This is a genomic window from Herbaspirillum huttiense (assembly GCF_004367745.1).
Classification (GTDB): domain Bacteria; phylum Pseudomonadota; class Gammaproteobacteria; order Burkholderiales; family Burkholderiaceae_D; genus Herbaspirillum; species Herbaspirillum huttiense.
This window is the reverse complement of the sequence record NZ_CP037993.1, coordinates 1,845,305-1,863,390: the sequence shown is the minus strand read 5'-3', so window position 1 is coordinate 1,863,390 and position 18,086 is coordinate 1,845,305. Positions and strand designations below refer to the sequence as shown.

General features: G+C 62.7%; 18 protein-coding genes. 4 read left to right on the top strand and 14 right to left on the bottom strand.

Features of this window, described 5'->3' with window-relative positions; genetic code table 11:
• Positions 1–66: 66 nt before the first annotated feature.
• Both pbpG and E2K99_RS08265 read right to left on the bottom strand, forming a co-directional pair.
• On the bottom strand, positions 67–1,167 hold the full coding sequence (gene pbpG / locus E2K99_RS08270; protein WP_121038858.1) for a D-alanyl-D-alanine endopeptidase: 1,101 nt from the start codon (positions 1,165–1,167) through the stop codon (positions 67–69).
• 436 nt (positions 1,168–1,603) lie between these two features.
• Complete coding sequence (locus E2K99_RS08265; protein WP_134221930.1) at positions 1,604–2,365, bottom strand: class I SAM-dependent methyltransferase; 762 nt, start codon at positions 2,363–2,365, stop codon at positions 1,604–1,606.
• A 130-nt stretch (positions 2,366–2,495) separates the two neighbouring features.
• On the opposite strand from E2K99_RS08265, the gene E2K99_RS08260 reads away from it, so the two are divergent.
• Entirely contained in the window at positions 2,496–3,302 is an 807-nt protein-coding gene (locus tag E2K99_RS08260) for a helix-turn-helix transcriptional regulator (RefSeq protein ID WP_134221929.1), read from the top strand.
• Positions 3,303–3,326: 24 nt separating this feature from the next.
• Here E2K99_RS08260 and E2K99_RS08255 read toward each other — a convergent pair whose 3' ends face one another.
• Both E2K99_RS08255 and E2K99_RS08250 read right to left on the bottom strand, forming a co-directional pair.
• The gene (locus tag E2K99_RS08255; protein ID WP_134221928.1) at positions 3,327–4,226 is read right to left on the bottom strand and encodes a DMT family transporter; all 900 of its coding nucleotides are present in this window, start codon (positions 4,224–4,226) and stop codon (positions 3,327–3,329) included.
• A gap of 44 nt (positions 4,227–4,270) precedes the next feature.
• The gene (locus E2K99_RS08250; RefSeq protein WP_375163972.1) at positions 4,271–5,119 is read right to left on the bottom strand and encodes a histone deacetylase family protein; all 849 of its coding nucleotides are present in this window, start codon (positions 5,117–5,119) and stop codon (positions 4,271–4,273) included.
• 446 nt (positions 5,120–5,565) lie between these two features.
• Between E2K99_RS08250 and E2K99_RS08245 the strand changes: the two genes are divergently transcribed.
• Positions 5,566–6,129 carry a phasin family protein gene (locus E2K99_RS08245; protein WP_134221927.1) on the top strand — a complete coding sequence of 188 codons (564 nt, stop codon included), beginning with the start codon at positions 5,566–5,568 and terminating at the stop codon, positions 6,127–6,129.
• Between the two features lie 81 nt (positions 6,130–6,210).
• Here E2K99_RS08245 and E2K99_RS08240 read toward each other — a convergent pair whose 3' ends face one another.
• From E2K99_RS08240 to E2K99_RS08220, 5 genes are all read right to left on the bottom strand, one after another.
• Complete coding sequence (locus E2K99_RS08240) at positions 6,211–7,017, bottom strand: competence/damage-inducible protein A (protein ID WP_039790398.1); 807 nt, start codon at positions 7,015–7,017, stop codon at positions 6,211–6,213.
• A 113-nt stretch (positions 7,018–7,130) separates the two neighbouring features.
• The gene (locus E2K99_RS08235) at positions 7,131–7,976 is read right to left on the bottom strand and encodes an EI24 domain-containing protein (RefSeq protein WP_134221926.1); all 846 of its coding nucleotides are present in this window, start codon (positions 7,974–7,976) and stop codon (positions 7,131–7,133) included.
• Entirely contained in the window at positions 7,976–8,962 is a 987-nt protein-coding gene (locus E2K99_RS08230; RefSeq protein WP_134221925.1) for a sterol desaturase family protein, read from the bottom strand. The genes E2K99_RS08235 and E2K99_RS08230 overlap by 1 nt, the downstream gene beginning before the upstream one ends.
• A gap of 81 nt (positions 8,963–9,043) precedes the next feature.
• A complete protein-coding gene (locus E2K99_RS08225; RefSeq protein WP_134221924.1) occupies positions 9,044–9,865 on the bottom strand; it encodes a polysaccharide deacetylase family protein in 822 nt (273 codons plus the stop codon).
• A 28-nt stretch (positions 9,866–9,893) separates the two neighbouring features.
• Complete coding sequence (locus E2K99_RS08220) at positions 9,894–10,886, bottom strand: YVTN family beta-propeller repeat protein (protein ID WP_134221923.1); 993 nt, start codon at positions 10,884–10,886, stop codon at positions 9,894–9,896.
• Between the two features lie 324 nt (positions 10,887–11,210).
• Here E2K99_RS08220 and E2K99_RS08215 point away from each other — a divergent pair, with 324 nt between their 5' ends.
• Both E2K99_RS08215 and E2K99_RS08210 read left to right on the top strand, forming a co-directional pair.
• Positions 11,211–11,567 (top strand): FKBP-type peptidyl-prolyl cis-trans isomerase, encoded by a 357-nt coding sequence (locus tag E2K99_RS08215; RefSeq protein WP_039787583.1) that lies wholly within the window; start codon positions 11,211–11,213, stop codon positions 11,565–11,567.
• A gap of 18 nt (positions 11,568–11,585) precedes the next feature.
• Positions 11,586–11,843 carry an acyl-CoA-binding protein gene (locus tag E2K99_RS08210; RefSeq protein WP_034340818.1) on the top strand — a complete coding sequence of 86 codons (258 nt, stop codon included), beginning with the start codon at positions 11,586–11,588 and terminating at the stop codon, positions 11,841–11,843.
• 111 nt (positions 11,844–11,954) lie between these two features.
• On the opposite strand, the gene E2K99_RS08205 is transcribed toward E2K99_RS08210, so the two are convergent.
• From E2K99_RS08205 to E2K99_RS08185, 5 genes are all read right to left on the bottom strand, one after another.
• Entirely contained in the window at positions 11,955–12,935 is a 981-nt protein-coding gene (locus tag E2K99_RS08205) for a 2-hydroxyacid dehydrogenase (protein WP_134221922.1), read from the bottom strand.
• A gap of 50 nt (positions 12,936–12,985) precedes the next feature.
• Positions 12,986–14,350, bottom strand: a complete 1,365-nt coding sequence (locus E2K99_RS08200; protein ID WP_205703763.1) for a sodium:proton antiporter — start codon at positions 14,348–14,350, stop codon at positions 12,986–12,988.
• 191 nt (positions 14,351–14,541) lie between these two features.
• Complete coding sequence (locus E2K99_RS08195) at positions 14,542–15,354, bottom strand: hypothetical protein (protein ID WP_240733873.1); 813 nt, start codon at positions 15,352–15,354, stop codon at positions 14,542–14,544.
• A 79-nt stretch (positions 15,355–15,433) separates the two neighbouring features.
• On the bottom strand, positions 15,434–16,609 hold the full coding sequence (pncB, locus tag E2K99_RS08190; RefSeq protein WP_034340811.1) for a nicotinate phosphoribosyltransferase: 1,176 nt from the start codon (positions 16,607–16,609) through the stop codon (positions 15,434–15,436).
• Positions 16,610–16,803: 194 nt separating this feature from the next.
• Complete coding sequence (locus E2K99_RS08185; protein ID WP_134221919.1) at positions 16,804–18,057, bottom strand: ABC transporter substrate-binding protein; 1,254 nt, start codon at positions 18,055–18,057, stop codon at positions 16,804–16,806.
• Positions 18,058–18,086 lie beyond the last annotated feature (29 nt).

The following is an 18,086-nucleotide window of genomic DNA, read 5'->3' as shown; positions in this document are numbered from 1 at the left end:
GCATTAAAAAAGCGAACCAACAGGTTCGCTTTTCATTTGCAGCCGGTGAAGCAGATGAAGAAAGAATCAACCCTCGTCCGCCCGCACCATCTTCACGCGGGTCAGGTTGGGCTGGTCTTCCACCAGCCACTTGCGCATGCGCGCGGCATCGCCCACATGCGACAGGCGGCCCTTGGAGTCGAGGAACACCATCACGATGGGACGGCCTTCGATGCGCGTATACATCACCAGGCAGTGGCCGGCTTCGTTGATGAAACCGGTCTTCTGCAGGCCGATATCCCACTCCTTGTTGGAGGTCAAACGATTGGAACTGTTGTACTGCATGGCGTGGCCGCTGGGCTCGACCATGTACTTGGGATCGGTGGAGTACTGGCGGATGATCGGATAGTTGTAGGCCGCCACCACCAGCTTGGCCAGGTCGCGGGCGCTGGCCACGTTCTGGCTGGACAGGCCGGTCGAATCGACATAGCGGGTATCGGTCATGCCCAGCGAGCGGGCCTTGGCGTTCATCGCCGCCACGAAGGCAGGCAGGCCGCCCGGATAGTTGCGGCCCAGCGCGGAGGCAGCACGGTTTTCAGAGCTCATCAGGGCGATGTGCAGCATGTCATCGCGGCTCAGGGTCGCGCCCACGCGCAGGCGCGAGCTGCTGTGCTTTTCGCGGTCGACGTCGTCATCGGTGACGGTCAGGGTTTCTTCCATGTTCAGGCGCGCTTCGACCACCACCAGCGCGGTCATCAGCTTGGTGACCGAGGCAATGGGGAGCGCAACTGAAGAATTCTTCTCGAACAGCACTTGCGAACTGGCCTGGTCGATCACCAGCGCCACGTTGGAGCGCAGTCCGACCGGATCAGGGGTGAGATTGAGGCCGGCCAGATCACCGGCGGTCATCACCGGCGGCACCACCGGAATGGACGGCGCGGCCGAGACGCGCTGGTAGCTGATGTGACGCTTGCCCTTGACCACGCTGACCTTGCGGACCAGTTTTTCGCGGTTGTTCAGGGAGCCTTTGGCCACCGTCTTGCTGACGGCCTGGGCCGGGCGTTTGGCCACGACTTTCTTGGCCGGCGCTTTCTTGGCGGCATTGTTGACCGTCTGGGCAGCGGCAGGAGCCAAACCAGCGTGGATGAACAGAAGTGATGTGAAAATGGCCAGCGCTGATTTGATCATAGGTGGAACTCCCCCCAATTTACCCTGAAAGTACACAAGAGAAACGTCGGCAGTGTAGCAAAATGCAGATTTTTCGCAAGAGAATTAAGACGTTAGCGCATTTTTTTAAACGCGTTTCTATCTCCGCGCCCGATCCGGTGCCCCACACTTTTTCGGGATTTACTGCAAATTTGCCGGGTGGCTGCTCGATGTTTTTCGAATTTTCTCAAGCAAAACCCAGGCCAACGAGACGGCATATTACCAGTCTAGCTGTCAGCTTTCGGTCACAATCACGATAACAGACGGCAATACTGACCCCAGATGCTCGCTTTACGATAATCCAAAGTGAATTGATAACGAGGCAGTGTCACATATCGTTGACGCCCCGTCTCCTGCCTTCAAGGGCGGGGACGGGGCGTTTTCACTGGCCGGGATTGAACGCGCCGGCCTGGTCCGGTCAAGGCTTGCGCGCATCCAGCATGGCTACGTCGATGGAGAAGGAACAGGCCGCGTCGAGGGCGAAATACTCCTTCACCTCGCCGGGCGCAGCCTGCCACAGGGCGCGAATGGCGGTGATGCTGTCTTGCGGAGTACGCATCCGGGCCACCCATGTATCGAATTCCAGGCGCAGCTTCCAGGTTTTGTCGTGGGCGATGGCAAAGCCGGCTGCTTTCAGCAGCTTGCGCCAGGAGTTCAGGCTGACATTGCGTACATGTGAAGTATCGCGCAGCAATTCGATGGCCTGCACGTAGGTATCGGCCAAGACGTCGGCCGGCGCGGCAGTGTCGATGACGATGAAGCGTCCGCCCGGCTTGAGCACGCGAAACGTTTCATTCAGGGCCTGCGGCAACTGACGCCAATGGTGGGCCGAAAAGCGCGTGCAGACCAGGTCGAAGCTGGCATCAGGAAAATCCAGCCGGTCGGCACTGCCCTGGCGCACGGCCAGATTCTCAAGGCCGCGCTCGATTGCGGCGCTGGCCACCACCTTCAACATCTCTTCGGACAAGTCATAGGCAATCACCTTCTCCACCACCGGTGCCACGGCAAAACTGGCGTGGCCGCCGCCGCAGCCCAGGTCCAGCACGCGTGCGCCAGGGATGGAGGCAGCGATCTGCGCCAGCTCCTGCAGGTCGGCCCCCTGGGCATGGACGCTGCTGGTGAGGTAGGCGGCGGCGGTACTGCCGAACTGTTCGGTGACGACTTGCTGATGGCTGCGCATGGCGGGGCTCCGGGGCGATATGAAGGAAAAGACAGCAGTGCTGTGAAGGAAACGCCAGTCTAGCGAATTCTTATCCTGTTACAAGTGAAGCATTTATACTATTACCCCGACCACCACCCTGCCCGTCTTCATGGAACCCGACCTCGCCCGCCGCGCCCTTGGCGACTTCCTCAAATCCCAGCGCGAACAGACCGCACCAGCCCAGGCCGGCCTGCCGCATCTGGCCCATGGCCGCCGCCGCACCCCCGGCCTGCGGCGTGAGGAAGTGGCGCAACTGTGTGGCATCAGCGTGACCTGGTACACCTGGATCGAACAGGGGCGCACGGATTCGGTCTCGCCCCAGGCGCTGGCGCGCATCGCCGATGCGCTGCACCTGCCACGTGCCAAACGGGCCTACCTGTTTGAATTGGCGGGAAAGAAAGATCCGGTGTTGCCGGAGCAGCAGGCCGCCACCGTGGTGGCGCCGGAAATCCTGGAAGTGGTCAGCCAGTTCCGTGCCCCGGCTTATTTGCTGGACCGCTATTGGAATGCCGTGGCCTGGAATCCGGCCGCGCGCAAGCTCTTTGCAGGGTGGCTGGATGGCAAGGAAAAACCGCCCAACCTGCTGCGCTTCATGTTCAGCAGCGCGGCCGCGCAATCATTGACGGTGGAATGGGAACAACGGGCGCGGCGGCTGGTGGCCGAATTCCGCGCCGATAGCGCCAGCCTGCTGGATGATCCGGAACTGCTGGGGCTGGTGGAGGAATTGTCGGACGCCAGCCCGCTCTTCCAGCGGGCCTGGCACCTGCAGGATGTGATCGAACGTGAAGGTGGCGAGCGCCGCTTCCAGCATCCGCAGCTGGGGGAACTGCTGTACCGTCAGGTCAATTTCCGCGTGGCCAACCGCCCCGACCTGAAGCTGGTGACGCTGATGCCGGGCGCGATGACGCCCGGCTGAAGAACGTCACCGCACCGCAATGGATTACTTGCGCACCACGAAGGCCACGCCGATCACACCCACCAGCATGCCCAGCGCACCGATGAGGCTGAACGCTTCACCAAACATCAGCCAGGCCATGACGGCCGTGGTCGGCGGCGTCAGGTACAGCAGACTGGTGACGCTGGTGGCAGCACTGCGCCGGATCAGCGCAAACAGCAGGAAGATCGCGCCAATCGACAGCGCCAGCACCGACCACAGCAGTGCGCCGATGAATTGCGGTGTCCAATGAACGTTGCTCAACTGCCAGTCCAGTCCTTCGACGACCACGGCAAAGGGCAAGACGACGACGATGGAAGCCATGAACTGGATCGCCGTGCCGGTGCGCAAATCGAAGTGGGCGCAATAGCGCTTCTGGTACAGCGTACCGGCCGTGATGCACAGCAAGGCAAAGACGCACAGCGCGATGCTGGCAGTGGACAGGCCAATCAGTGAAATCTTGTTGGCCACCACCAGCCCTACCCCGCACAGGCCCAGCGCCAGGCCAATCCACTGCCGGCCCTTCACCGACTCGCCCAGCAAGGGGGCGGCGAAGGCAGTGAGGATGGGTTGCAGCCCGACGATCAGGGCCGACAAGCCGGCCGGCATGCCGATCTTGATGGCGCACCAGACCCCGGCCAGGTAACCCGCCTGCAGCAGCACACCGGCCACCGCGACATGGCGGATGCGGCCGTGCGGCCAAGGGGCGCGGAACAACAGCACCAGCGGCAGCAGGACCACCAGCACCCCGGTGAAGCGCAGCAGCAGGAACGTCAACGGCGGCGCATACGGCAGGCCGAACTTGGCCACGATGAATCCGGTACTCCAGATCAGCACGAACAACAAAGGCACCAGGCTCATCAGGAGCTGGCGAGGCCGGCGGGCACCGGCGGCGGATTGCATCATTTCTTTTCCATCAGCGGGCGCACGGGGGTGCAGCCCGGGTCATCTCATCGTGCGCTCCAGCGGGCAGCGTGGAGGCTGGCGAGTCTTATCGTTTGTATGTGTACGGCGACGGTCTGTTCGATATCTCGTCCGTAACCGCCCGCCATCGTAACCGCAACCGGGATTTTATGCTCGCGGGCGTAGCCAAAGACCGTCTCGTCGCGGGCCGCCAGTCCGCCCAGGGTCAGCTTCATCTTGCCCAAGCGGTCGCCCTCATGCGGGTCGGCCCCGGCCAGGTAGATCAGCAACTGCGGGGCGAAACGCTGCTGCAGGGTGTGCAGGGCGTCGCGCAGGGCTTGCAGGTAATCGGCATCCCCCACGCCATCTGGCAAGGCCACGTCGAGGTCGCTCTGCTCTTTCTCGAAAGGATAATTGTTCTCTCCGTGCAGCGACAAGGTGAACACCGAATCATCACGCGCCAGGATGGACGCGGTGCCGTTGCCCTGATGCACATCCAGATCGACGATGGCCACCCGCGCCGCACGGCGTTCCGCCTGCATCAGCCGGGCCGCGATGGCGGCGTCGTTGAAGACGCAAAAACCTGCACCATGATCGGCGTAGGCGTGATGCGTACCGCCGGCCAGGTTGACCGCGATTCCCTCGCTGAAGGCGGCGCGGCAGGCGGCAATGGTGGCTCCTGAAGAGCGGCGCGAGCGTTCGACCATCTGCGGCGACCAAGGGAAGCCGATCTCGCGCTGTTCGGCGGCAGTCAGCTGGCCGGCACTGGCGCGGGCGATATAGTCCGGATGGTGGGCCAGCGCCAGTTCGCCGTCGCTGGCGGGCTGAGCCTCGTGAAAGTCCAGATCCGGCACGGCAGCCGCAGCCCCCTCCCGGATCATCCGGTACTTCACCATCGGAAAGCGGTGGCCCGGTGGCAGGGGTAAAACGAAGTGATCACTGTAGTACGCTTTCACATTGATTTTCCGTTACGTTGAAATGATTACCGCATTGCAACAAAACGCTTTGCTGCGCAGCGCAAACGATTGCGCGACCCGCAACGATAACCGCTTTTGATGCTGCAATGCAAAAGCTCATCCGGAATGACATCTCTTTTCAGAAAATTCCCAAAACAGCGCTAAGTCCTTGATTAGACTTGGATCAATTTTGAAGCGCTTTTTATGATTCCCGTGCATTGAAACGTTTGACTTTATGCACGATTGAACTAGAATCCGCCTTGTGCATCGCATCATATTCAAAGAAGAAATTACATCGGAGATCCACCTGTCAACACTGATCGGTCCGTAAGCAATCACTGTCGCTGCCTTGTTCATCAACCCATCAACGAGAAGGATGTTTCAACATGACGACCTACACCGAGCAATTTTCCGCCGCTGCCAAAGCCAACGCTGAAGCGCAAATCGCCCTGTTCAACCAGCTGGCCAGCAAGACCTTTGAAGGCGTGGAAAAACTGGTGGACCTGAACCTGAAGGCTGCCAAGTCCTCGCTCGAAGAAACCCAGGCTGCTGCGCAAAAGCTGTTCTCGGCCAAGGACCCGCAGGAATTCTTCACCCTGACCAGCTCGCACGCCCAGCCGACGCTGGAAAAGTCGGTGGCCTACGGCCGTCACCTGAGCGGCATCTTCTCCAGCACCCAGGCTGAACTGACCAAGGCTGCCGAAGCCCAGATCGCCGAAGTCAACCGCAAGGTCGTGGCGATGATCGACGAAGCCGCCAAGAACGCCCCCGCCGGTTCCGAGCAGGCCATTTCGATGTTCAAGTCGGCCATCGGCAACATGAGCGCTGGCTACGAGCAGTTCACCAAGAACGCCAAGCAAGCCGCTGAAGTCCTGGAAGCCAACGTGACCAACGCCGTGGACCAGATGTCCCAGGCTGGTGCCAAGGTGACTCGCGCTGCCAAGAAGTAATCTCCGGGTTCTCCCGCAGAAACGAATGCCCCGGTCTTGCCGGGGCATTTTTTTTGACCTGCGCCAACGCCAGCAGCGGCCTCAGTTGCTGATCTGATACTCGGCGTGCAGCGCGCGCAGGCCTTCCTGCATTTTCTCGAAGGCCGGCTCCACCTGGGCCGGATCACCCTTGACGCCCAAATCGATGTGGCGTCGGGTCTTGTCGTCGCCCACGTGCGGCAGGCTGAACACCTTCACCAGCGGGAATTGCGCTTCGATGGCTTCCATCAGCGGGGTCAGGGTCGATTCCATCGCTTCAAACACCAGCATGGAGCGCTCGGCCCAGGCCTGGCGGTGGAACTGGTCGGCGTAATGGGTCTCCAGCACCCATTCGAACATCGGCCAAGCCATCACCGGGAAGCCCGGCGCAAAGTAATGCGCACCGGTGCCGCTGGTGTTCCTGAGCCAGAAACCGGGGATCTTGTTGTAGGGGTTGGGGATGATGGAGGCGCCCTGCGGGAATTCGCCCATCTTGAGGCGGTGCAGATTGTCCGCTGCGTTGAAGTCGGGGGTGGTGCCGGCTTCGCGGGCCATGTCGGCGATGCGCTCCTGGATCTTTTCCTTGGCCTCGGGATGCAGCACCACCGGCACGCCCAGTGCAGCGGCTGCGCACTGGCGGGTGTGGTCGTCAGGGGTGGCGCCGATGCCGCCGGTGCAGAACACCACGTCGCCGGTGGCAAGAGTGCGCTTGAGGGTGGCGGTGATGCGTTCGGGGTCGTCGCCGACGTACTCGGCCCAGGACAGTTGCAGTCCGCGCTGGCTGAGCAGCTCCAAGACCTTGGGGAAATGCTTGTCGATGCGGCGGCCCGAGAGGATCTCGTCGCCGATGATGATGAGTCCGAATGCCATGAGTCTGTCTGCCCGATAGGTTGATGAAACACTGCGGCGATTATGCCCGATTCGGGCCGGGGACGGATTGCCCTGCCCCGGGTTCGTCTCGGGCAGGGACCATCAAACCGGCGTCAACGTGGCGTCACGTCGATGACGTTGGTGTCGGCCGGACCATCGGGTGCCTGGCCGCTGCGATAACGCAGCAGCGCTTCCAGGCAATAGAACTGGAACCACAAGCCGGTGAAGACAAATACGACTACATACAGCCAGATCGCCACCGCCGCCAGCGCCGGCAGCAGGATCACCGACAGCACCCCGCCCAGCCACAGCAGCGTCGGTGCCGCACCGAGCGCACCGGCGATGGTACCCACGGCCAGCAGCGGCCAGCGATGCAGGTGCAGGACGGCACGCCGTTCTTCGGTGCTGGCGTAGTCGGCCAGGGTGTCATAGGCCATGACGCGATAGGTCAGCCAGCCCCACAGCAGCGAGTGAATGACGAAGGCCAGCGGCGGGATCAGGAATACCCAGATCGTGGCCAGCCACAGCACCGTGAAGACGGCGAAGCACCACAGCGAGGTCCACAGGCTGCCGGCCACGCTGCCGCCGTGGCGCTTGTCCAGCATGGGATAGTGGCGGGTGCCGATGTGGCGGGCGATGGCCGGGATGGTGAACAGGCCGACGAATACCAGCGCCGTCAGGATCATCAGCGGCAGCAGGGTCCACATGGCCAGCAAGGGCACCAGTACCGTCTTGAGCGCACCCATGCCAAACCAGGCCAGCATGCCGCCGATCTCGCCGAACATGCCGTGCGAGACGAAGTAGCCCTGCAGCCAGTCAATGATGGGTTGCAGCCCCAGCCACAGGCAGACCGCCCACAAGCCCAGCGACACGACGAAGGGCAGCACTGTCAGCCACAACATGCGGATATGCAATTGCGCCAGCAGGGCACGCCCGAAGGAAGCGATGAACAGGCGCATCAGCGGGGCTTCCTGCGGGTGAATTCGACCAGGCGTTTCAAACCCAGCCATTGCTGCGCCCAGAAGCCGCGTCCGTAGTCGCGTCCCTTGCCGGCCGGCGGTGGCAGCTGGTCGCGCACGCCGGTCATGGCGAAGCCCTGGCTGAAGTGGGCCGTGCGGAAGAGCACATCCCAGATCGGGAACAGCACCGCGAAGTTGTGTCCGCCCAGCGAATTGCGACCCCGGCTTTCATGGCCCAGCCCGATGGCGTGATGGGTCCGGTGAAAACGCGGCGACACCAGCAGGTATTCGCCCAGGCGGCCGAAGTGGATGCGCACGTTGGCATGCTGCAGGCTTTGCAGCATGCGCGAGAGCGACACCAGCAGGATGTATTGCGAGGGCTCCACGCCGATCAGGACGGCAATCAGGCCGAAGATGATGTCGTGCACCAGGTTGTCCAGCATGTGGTTGCGGTCGTCGCTCCACAGGTTCATGTTCTGCTGGCTGTGGTGCAGGCTGTGCAGCGCCCACATCCAGCGAACGTTGTGCTGGGCCCAGTGGTAGAGGTATTCACACAGGTCCAGCACCACCATGTAGAGCAGGAAGCTCACCAGCGCGCGGTCAGTCACGCCGGGCCAGACCTGGTCGAGGTTGAAGGTGCCCCAGCCTTCCAGGTGCAGGGCTTCGGAAAGATAAGACAGCGCCGGATCGAGCAGCAGGAAGGCGATGATGGGGATGATGCCCAGACGCTGCAGCACGGTGTAGATGAAATCGTTCCAGCGGGCGCGCGGGTCGGTGATGGGATGCACCGGGATGGCAGACTCCAGCGGACGCAGGATCAGGAACAGGATCACCAGTTCACAGATGCCTACCAGGACGAATTCAGTGCCGGTGAAAGCTTCTTCGACGAATTCCCCCATGCCGATGAAGAACACCAGCGGTTGCACCAGGGTTTCGAAGAGCCAGCCCTGGACGGTGGCAAAGAGGTCGGAAATGGTCTGGATCATGGATAGCGTTGATTCGGTGTGACGGTGGCGGCGGCAGTTCCCCTCCCCTGGGCCGGCGCCGGTTTGGACTGATGCCCGGGGTCAGTGTTCCTTCCCGGCGGCAAACAGGTGGCGGTAGGACGGATGCTCGCGCAGCGTGGCAAAGCAGAACCCCTTCTGCTCCAGCCCGCTGATGAGCGGCTCCAGCACGGCTGGCGCCCACGGATCCTGGCGCGACCAGATACCCATATGGGCCAGGAAGATATCACCATCCTTGAGTCCGTCCAGGGCTTTCTTCAACAGCATCTCGTTGGGGAATTTGTCGCTGGGCAGTTCATCGCCCGAGAAACCGGCGGGGGCCCAGGCCACATGGGCATAGCCGCAGGCTTCGCCGGCCTTGAGCAGGTTGTGGGTCAGTCGGCCACCGGGCGCACGCCAGAGCGGATCAAGCTTGTGGCCGGTCAGCTGCTGGAAGCGTTGATCGACACGCTTCATTTCCTCGCAATACTGGGCCGGCGTCCATTGCAGCTTCTTGCCGGCTTGCGCCCCGAACTGCGGACGTACCTCGATCTTGCCCTCGGGCAGGTCGCGCACCACGTAGACGTGGTCGAAGGTATGGGTGCCGAAGGCGTGCCCCTCGGCCACCAGCCGCTTCCACAGCGGTGCCCAGGCAGGATCGAGGGAATAGTCGCCGTGGATGGTCTTCTCGTTGGCGAGGAAGAAAGTAGCCTTGATGTGGTGGCGCTGCAGGGTCTGTTCGATGAGTTCGGCCTGGGACTGGCTGCCGGTATCGAAGGTGAGGTAGATCTTGCCCTTGCAGGCGGATGCTTCCGGCGCCGCCGGTTGCGCAACGGCCTGGCCGGCCGCCAGGATGGCGAACAGGCACAGGCCGCGCAGGGAGGGTTTCAAAGGACGCAACGTCATCGGCAGGTCCTCCACGATGCGTCCGTCATTACAGATCCGGCGCGCGGTTGTACAGGTAGATGCCGTGCGGCGAGCGGCCTACCGGAATCACCTTGGTCACTGAGCGGGTTTCCAGGTCGATCACGGCGACCTTCTTGCTCCAGCGCAGGGTGGCCCACATGGTCTTGCCATCGGCAGTCACTTCCATGCAGTCCGGGCCGCCGGGGACCTTGATGGTGCCGACATTCTCCAAAGTGGTCATATCGACCACGCTGATGGTGTTGGCCACGCGGTTGGAGACATAGACGTAGCGCTTGTCGCCCTGGCCACGGAAGTTGTGGGCTCCGATGCCGGTCTTGATCTTCTTGACCATCTTCTGGGTGCGCCAGTCGATCACTTCAACGTAATCGCTGCCCATGATGCCGACCATCAGGTACTTGTTGTCGGGGGTCATGATGATGCCGGCCGGCAGCTTGCCTACCGGCATGGTCCACTTGACCTGCTGGGTGGCCAGGTCGATGGCGCTGATCTGGTCGCTGCCCTGCTGGGTGATGAAGGCGGTGGTGCTGGCGTTGTCGAAGGCGATGTGGCTGGGGGTCTTGGCCAGCGGGATGCGCTTGGACAGCTTCAGGTCCTGGCCGTCATAGCTGTAGACATCTACCCGATCCAGACGCAGGCCGGTGGCAACGAACCACTTCTGGTCGGGCGTGAAGCCGATCTGGTAGGGATCGATGATGTCGCGCAGCTTGCGCTGCACGGCACCGGTCTTGGGATCGAGGAAGAGCAACTGGTTGCCGGTGGCGCTGGCCACGATCAAGGACTTGTTGTCCGGCGTGGCCATCAGGTGGTGCGGCTCCTTGCCCACCGAGAAGGTCGACAACTCCTTCTCGCCGGTTTCGTCCAGCAGCGATACCGAAGCGTCACCGGAGTTGAGTACCACGACGACGTTGGCATGGGCCGGGGCGCCCATACAGGCCAGCACGGCCGAGACACAGGCGGCGCGCAGGGAAAGGGATAAAAGTTGGCTGAATCGACGCAACATGAAGAACTTTACTCAAAAATGCCTGATCTATCGTGCCAGAGCAGCCCCTGGAGCACGTCCTCGGCTCTTAACGCTCGCTGCAACGATCCCGCTGACAGCCCACTGAAGCAATATGAAAAATTTCTAGATTTTTGGTTTACACTGCCTGCCGATCCGGTCGCATGACGCCACCGGGGCGGCCTGAACACCAGTCGCAGCGCACCTGCGACGCCTGACGCACGGTCTGGCACACGCAATGTTTCCATGAAGCATTTTGCATGGTCAGCAGTCGTCAGGAATCTGGCCATGCGGCCGCCAACCCATCCCCTCACCGAAAGGAAACCGATGTCCATCATCACCACAGCTTCCGGGCTGCAATATGAAGAAATCAACGTTGGCGCTGGCGATGAAGCCAAGGCCGGCAGCCACGTCACCGTGCATTACACCGGCTGGCTGCAGAACACGGACGGCACCGCCGGCAGCAAGTTCGATTCCAGCAAGGACCGCAATGATCCGTTCGCCTTCCCGCTGGGCGCTGGCCACGTCATCAAGGGCTGGGATGAAGGCGTGCAAGGCATGAAGGTCGGCGGCACCCGCAAGCTGATCATCCCGGCAGGCCTGGGCTATGGTGCCCGTGGCGCGGGCGGCGTGATCCCCCCGAATGCCACCCTGATCTTCGAAGTCGAACTGCTGGCCGTCTGAGCCCGAGGGAGGAGAGACATGAGCACCCTGCAAGAACAGTTCGAAGCCGCCGTGGCAGAATCCAAGAGCCTGCCCGAGCGTCCCGACAACATGACCCTGCTGAAGATGTATGGCCTCTACAAGCAGGGCAGCAACGGCGACGTGCAGGGCGAGCGCCCCGGCATGACCGACTTCGTGGCCCGCGCCAAGTTCGACGCCTGGGCCGCCCTGAAGGGCAAGCCACAAGCCGAAGCGCAGCAGGAATACATCGACATCTTCAATGAACTGAAGGGTTGATGCGGGCATGACGGGGGCATCCCCGGATGCCCGCCGCCTGCCGATGAAGAAACGGGCGCACCTGGTCCCAGGTGCGCCCGTTTTGTTTGATGCTCCGGCTGGAGCGGCCGATCAGCCCGCCGCCACGTCCGGGTTGAGCAGGTTGGGCGTACGCTGGCCCGACAGCGCCGCGATCAGGTTGTCAGCCGCACAGTTGGCCATGGCCAGGCGCGTGGGCGTGGAGGCGCTGGCGATATGCGGGGTCAGCACCACGTTGCTCAAGCCGAGGAATTCCGGCTTGAACGAAGGTTCATTCTCGAACACATCCACCCCGGCGGCCGCGATACGGCCTTCACGCAGGGCGGCGATCAGCGCTGCATCATCGACGATGCCGCCGCGCGCGATGTTGGTGAGCGTGGCGGTCGGCTTCATCAGCGCCAGCTCGGGGGCGGCGATGGTGTGGTGCGTGTCCTTCGAGTAAGGCAGCACCAGCACGACGTGGTCGGCCTGTTGCAGCAGCTCTTCCTTGCTGACGTAGCGGGCGTTGTTGGCGCGCGCTTCCAGCTCGGGTGCCAGGCGCGAACGGTTGTGGTACAGCACCTGCATGTCGAAGCCCAGCGAACGGCGGGCGATGGCCTGGCCGATGCGGCCCATGCCGATGATGCCGAGGGTCGCCCCATGGATGTCCGGGCCGACGAAGCTGTCATAGCTCCACTTCTTCCACTTGCCGGCGCGCAGGAAGTGCTCGGATTCGGTGATGCGGCGCGCAGCCGCCATCATCAGGGCCCAGCCGAAGTCGGCGGTGGTTTCATTGAGCACGTCGGGCGTGTTGGTGGCCATGACGCCGGCTTTTGTAGCGGCAGCAACATCGATGTTGTTGTAGCCCACGGCCATGTTGCAGACCGCCTTCAGTTGCGGATTGGCGGCGAAGAGCGCAGCCGTCACCGGCTCGCTCGGAGTGGTGAAGAGGCCGTCCTTGCCATTGGCCTTGGCCAGCAGCTCATCGGCGCTGTAGATGCGGTCGTCCTGGTTGGATTCGACCTCGAAATGCTGCTCCAGGCGGGCCAGAACTTCAGGGAAGACGGCGCGGGCGACGAAGATCTTGGGTTTCATGCGGGTCTCGTGGTCTCGGTTTCGTTATCGGAAGAAAGCGGGGGTAGCACTCAGAAGAACAGGAAGCTCATGACGATGAACAGCGGCACCAGGATGCCCACCGACCACGCCATGTAGCCGAAGAAGCTCGGCATGCGGATGCCGCGCTCCTCGGCGATGGCCTTGACCATCATGTTGGGCGCGTTGCCGATATAGCTGTTGGCCCCCATGAAGACGGCGCCGGCGGAGATGGCCGCCAGCGTCGAGGCCAGCGGCCCCATCAGTTCCCGCGCATCGCCGGAGGCAGTGTTGAAGAACACCAGATAGGTCGGCGCATTGTCGAGGAAGGAAGACAGCACGCCTGTCATCCAGAAATACATCACGTCGTCCGGTTTGCCGTCCGGCCCGGTCACGGCGTGCACCACGGCGGCAAACGCGCCCTGCTCGCCCGCCCGCAGCATGGCGATCACCGGGGCGATGGTCAGGAAGATGGCGGCAAAGAGCTTGCCCACTTCCAGCATGGGCCCCCAGCCGAAGTCATTGCCAGCGCGGGCAGCTCTCGGCGTCAGCCACAGCGACAGCAGGATCACGCCCAGCAGCGCGCCATCGCGCAGCAGGTTCTGCCACTCCAGCGGCGTGCCCAGCACCTCGGTCGCCACACCTGGCTTCCACAAGCCGCTCATCAGTACCAGACCGACCACTGCGCCCAGCAGCAGGAAATTGAACTTGCCTTCCAGCCGCAGCGCCGAGTCGGGCGTGGGATCAAGCGGGCGGCGCTCTTCGCGGTTGAGATAGAAATGGCGATCCAGCAGATAGAAGATCAGCAGCAACGCACCGCACAGGAAGGCCATCGGGCCCAGCAGATGGCGCGCGGTCCAGAAGAAATCCACGCCCTTGAGGAAGCCCAGGAACAACGGCGGATCGCCCAGCGGCGTCAGGGAGCCGCCTGCATTGGCAACCAGGAAGATGAAGAACACCACCACGTGGACCGTGTGCTTGCGGTCATCATTGGCGCGGATGAGCGGGCGGATCAGCAGCATGGCCGCACCGGTCGTGCCCATGACGCTGGCCAGCAAGGTACCCAGTGCCAGCAGTCCGGTATTGAGTGCGGGCGTGCCATGCAGGTTGCCGCGCACGCAGATGCCACCTGCCACGGTGAAGAGCGCGGTCAGCAGGATGATGAAGGGAAGGTATTCCGCCACCAGCGCATGCACGCTGATGGCCAGGGCCGCATGCGCACCATGCAGGGCCGCAAACGGTAGCAGGAAGGCCAGCGCCCAGGCCCCGGCGATCTTGCCGAAATGGTGATGCCACATGGCCGGGGCCAGCAGCGGCAGCACGGCAATGGACAGCAGAACGCCCGCGAACGGCAAGGCCCAGGCCAGGGACAGCCCGGCACCGTCCAGATCGGCGGCTTGGGAAACGGCGGGCAACATCGATGCCAGGATTGCGGAGAGACGAATTGTGAGAGCTCTGATCTGCAAATGAAGGTCCTGATGGCAAATAGAGGTGGTGGCCGTCACGCAAGAATCTGCGGCCAGAGGGAGCCACACTATACCAGCCACGCGAGCGCGCCCGAAGCGAAAGCCGGGCATGCGAAAAAATTTCAAGTATGCATGCCCCTGCGTCAACTGCGCAGCTGGCTCCACACCTCACCAAGCGTGACTGCATCGGGCCATACCAAGGACAGCAGCAGTCCGCTCGCGCTCACCAGCAGCAGCACCGCGAGGAAGGGGCGCCAGGTGCGCTGCACGGCCGTCTCCAGCCAGTGGCGATCGGCACGGTAGCCGAAGCGCCGATACAGCCCGGCCGCCAGCAATGCGTCGAAGATCAGTTCGGAAAACAGCACGGGGGCGATGCCCAGCATGGTGACGACGGAATACAGCGCGGCAGCGATGAGCGAGACCACCGACACTGCGAAGAGCAACAAGCCCAGTGCTTCGCCCAGGTCGATGCCGTCCGCCAGGCCCGCCGCATCGCCCCCGTCAGCAAGACTGAAATCCACATTGGCGCTGGCCCCGCCGCCGTCGAAGCTGCCACCACCGCCCTGCCACTGATGCGCAGACTTGGACAGGGGAATATTGAGGGGTATATCGCCGAGGAAACCGGCGTCGATTCCGGAGCCGTCATTGCGGCGGTTGCGCCCGTCCTGCTCCGGCTGCACGCCTGACGCGAACTGCGCGCCCGCGCTGGCCGCCATCACGGTCTCGGCCAGCGCCCTGCGCCGGTCGCCGCGGCGCAGCAGCCATAGCCATATCGACAGCATCAACAGGAAACCCGGATACGCCACCAGGCAGGCCAGCCCATAGCGCAGCCCCATGTTGTGCCAGCCATGCCGCAGCATCCATGCCGAGGCGAGCAATCCGAGACTGGCGGCGAGCGTGATGAGCAGCAGCATGAACAGGTGGGGGAAGCCCCGATGGCTGATCTTGCGGCTCAACCGCAGCGTCCGTACCCGACGGAACAACATCGGCTTCTTCAAGCCCTGCCTCCCCGATGCCGCATCACTCCGTCCCCGGTCAGGCCTTGATCTGGAACACCTGGCGCAGATAATTCACATAGGCCGGGTCATCGCACATGTTCTTGGAAGGCGTATCGGACAGCTTGGCCACCGGCTGGCCATTGCAGCGGACCATCTTCATGACCACCTGCAGGGGCGTGTAGCCCAGGTCATTGGTGAGATTGGTACCGACGCCAAAGGCCACCTTGGCGCGATCCTTGAAGCGCAGGTAGAGCGCACGCACCTTGTCGAAGTCCAGGCTGTCGGAGAACACCAGCACCTTGCTGGACGGATCGACACGGTTGTCACGGTAATGCTGGATCAGGCGCTCGCCCCACTCAAACGGATCGCCGGAATCATGGCGCGCGCCGTCGAAGAGCTTGCAGAAATACATGTCGTAGTCGCGCAGGAAGGCATCCATGCCATAAACGTCCGAGAGCGTGATGCCCAGGTCGCCGCGATACTCGCGCGCCCACATCTCAAAGGCGAACGTCTGCGAATCACGCAGGCGCGGACCGAGCGCCTGACAGGCCTGCAGGTATTCATGCGCCATGGTGCCCAGCGGGGTCAGGTCATGCTGCATGGCGTACATCACATTGGAGGTACCGGCAAAGTGGTCCCCCATATGCTGCTTCATCTCGTCGATGACCTCGGCATGCCAGCTGCGCGAGAAGCGGCGGCGGGTGCCGTAATCGGCGATCTTGCAGCCGGCCAGTTCCGCATCATCGGTGATGACCGACATCTTCTTGCGCAGGCGCGCCCTGCCCTCTTCCAGATCGGGCGAGCGCTGGGTCGCGCGGAAATACACTTCATTGACGATGGCCAGCACCGGCACTTCGAACATGATGGTGTGCAGCCACGGCCCCTTCACCTGGATCTCGATCTCGCCATTGCCGGCCGGATCAGGCTGGACCGTGATGTATTTTTCGTTCAGGTGGAACAGGTCGAGGAAGTCGACGAAGTCGCTCTTGATGAAGCGCAGGCCGCGCAGGTAATTCAGTTCATCTTCCTTGAAACGCAGGCGGCACAGCGCGGCAATCTCGGCGCGAATCTCGTCGACATAGGGTGTCAGGTCGATGTGCTCGTTGCGGCATTTGAACTTGTATTCGACCTGGGCGCCGGGGAAGTGATGCAGGACCACCTGCATCATCGTGAATTTGTACAGGTCAGTGTCGAGTAAGGATGTGATGATCATGAAGTCCGGATGCGGACATGCCGCATGCTGCCATGTTGATGGTCCACGTGCATGAGGGCTGCCCCGGAGCGCGCCGCTTCATGCGTTGGCCACGCCCTGAAGCGTCGCGACCGCTATCTTAACCGAGATCGCACAAAGCAAAGCCCCCTGCCATGAGGGGGCTTTGACAAGGCCAAGGGCAGCGAAAGACCGGATCACTTGCCCGCTGAAGCCGGACGACGTCCACGCACATAGGTCGGCGGCGGCAGGTAGGCCGTACCATCGAGGTAGCGCCATTCGCGCATGGTGCTGCGCCCGTCCTTCTGGGAGACCAGGCCGATGAAGGCACCCATCGTGGATTGCTGGTCCAGCGCGCGGAAGCTCAACTCACCCAGCGGCGAGGACCAGTGCAGGCCACGCAGGGATTCCAGCAGCACTTCGCCATCCCCGCCTTCGCTCTTCTTCAGGCCGCCGGCAATGGCCATCATGGTGCTGTAACCCAGCACCGCCGACAGTTGCGGACGTTCGCTGAATTTCTTCAGATAGGCTTCCAGGAAGCGCTGATGCTCGGGCGTATTGATCTGGTCCCACGGGTAACCTACGGCCACCCAGTCGCGAATGGCTTCACTCTGGCTGGGATCGAGGCTCTGCGCACCGGCCGAGCTCATCGACACCACCCGCACGCCGGCAAACAACTGCTGGCGATTGCCGGCCTGCACGAAGTTCTGCAGGTCCTCGCCAAAGGTGGCATTGAAGATGGCGTCCGGACGCGACTGGCGGATCGCCCGCGCCACATCGTCGGCCTTGATCTTGCCCATGGCCGGCCACTGGTCGCTGACGAACTCCACATCCGGACGCGCCTGCTTCAACAGCATCTTGAAACTGGCTACGGCGCTCTGGCCATATTCATAGTTGGGCGCCACCATGGCCCAGCGCCGCCCCGGCATGCGTGCAGCCTGCTCGGCCAGCATCGCGGCCAGCATGTAGGTCGAAGGGCGCACGCGGAAGGTGTAGCGATTGCCCTTGTCCAGCGTGACCGCATCGGACAGGGCATCACCCACCACCAGCACGGTCTTGCTGCGCGCGGCTTCGCGCGCCACGGCCAGGGCCACATCGGAGAGCATGGTGCCGGTCAGCACCTCAACATGCTCCTTGTTGACCAGTTCGCGGGCATTGCGGGCAGCCTGGTCGGCATCGCCCTGGTCGTCGCGGCTGATGAGCTGCAAGGGGCGGCCATGGATGCCGCCGGACTCGTTGATCTGTTCCAGTGCCAGCGACAGTCCGTTGCGATAGGCCTGTCCGGCAGTGGACGCCCGCCCCTGGCTGTTGATCTCGCCGATACGGATCGGCTCGACAGCACCAGCACTCAAGGGCAGCACAAGGGAAACGGCGACGGCCAGCGCACCGAGCAAGGCCGGCAGCAGCGAAAGACGGAATCGGGGGGAGGACTGGGGGCCTGCAGCGTTCACGCCGGGACTTCCTTCTGGTGATGTGCGAC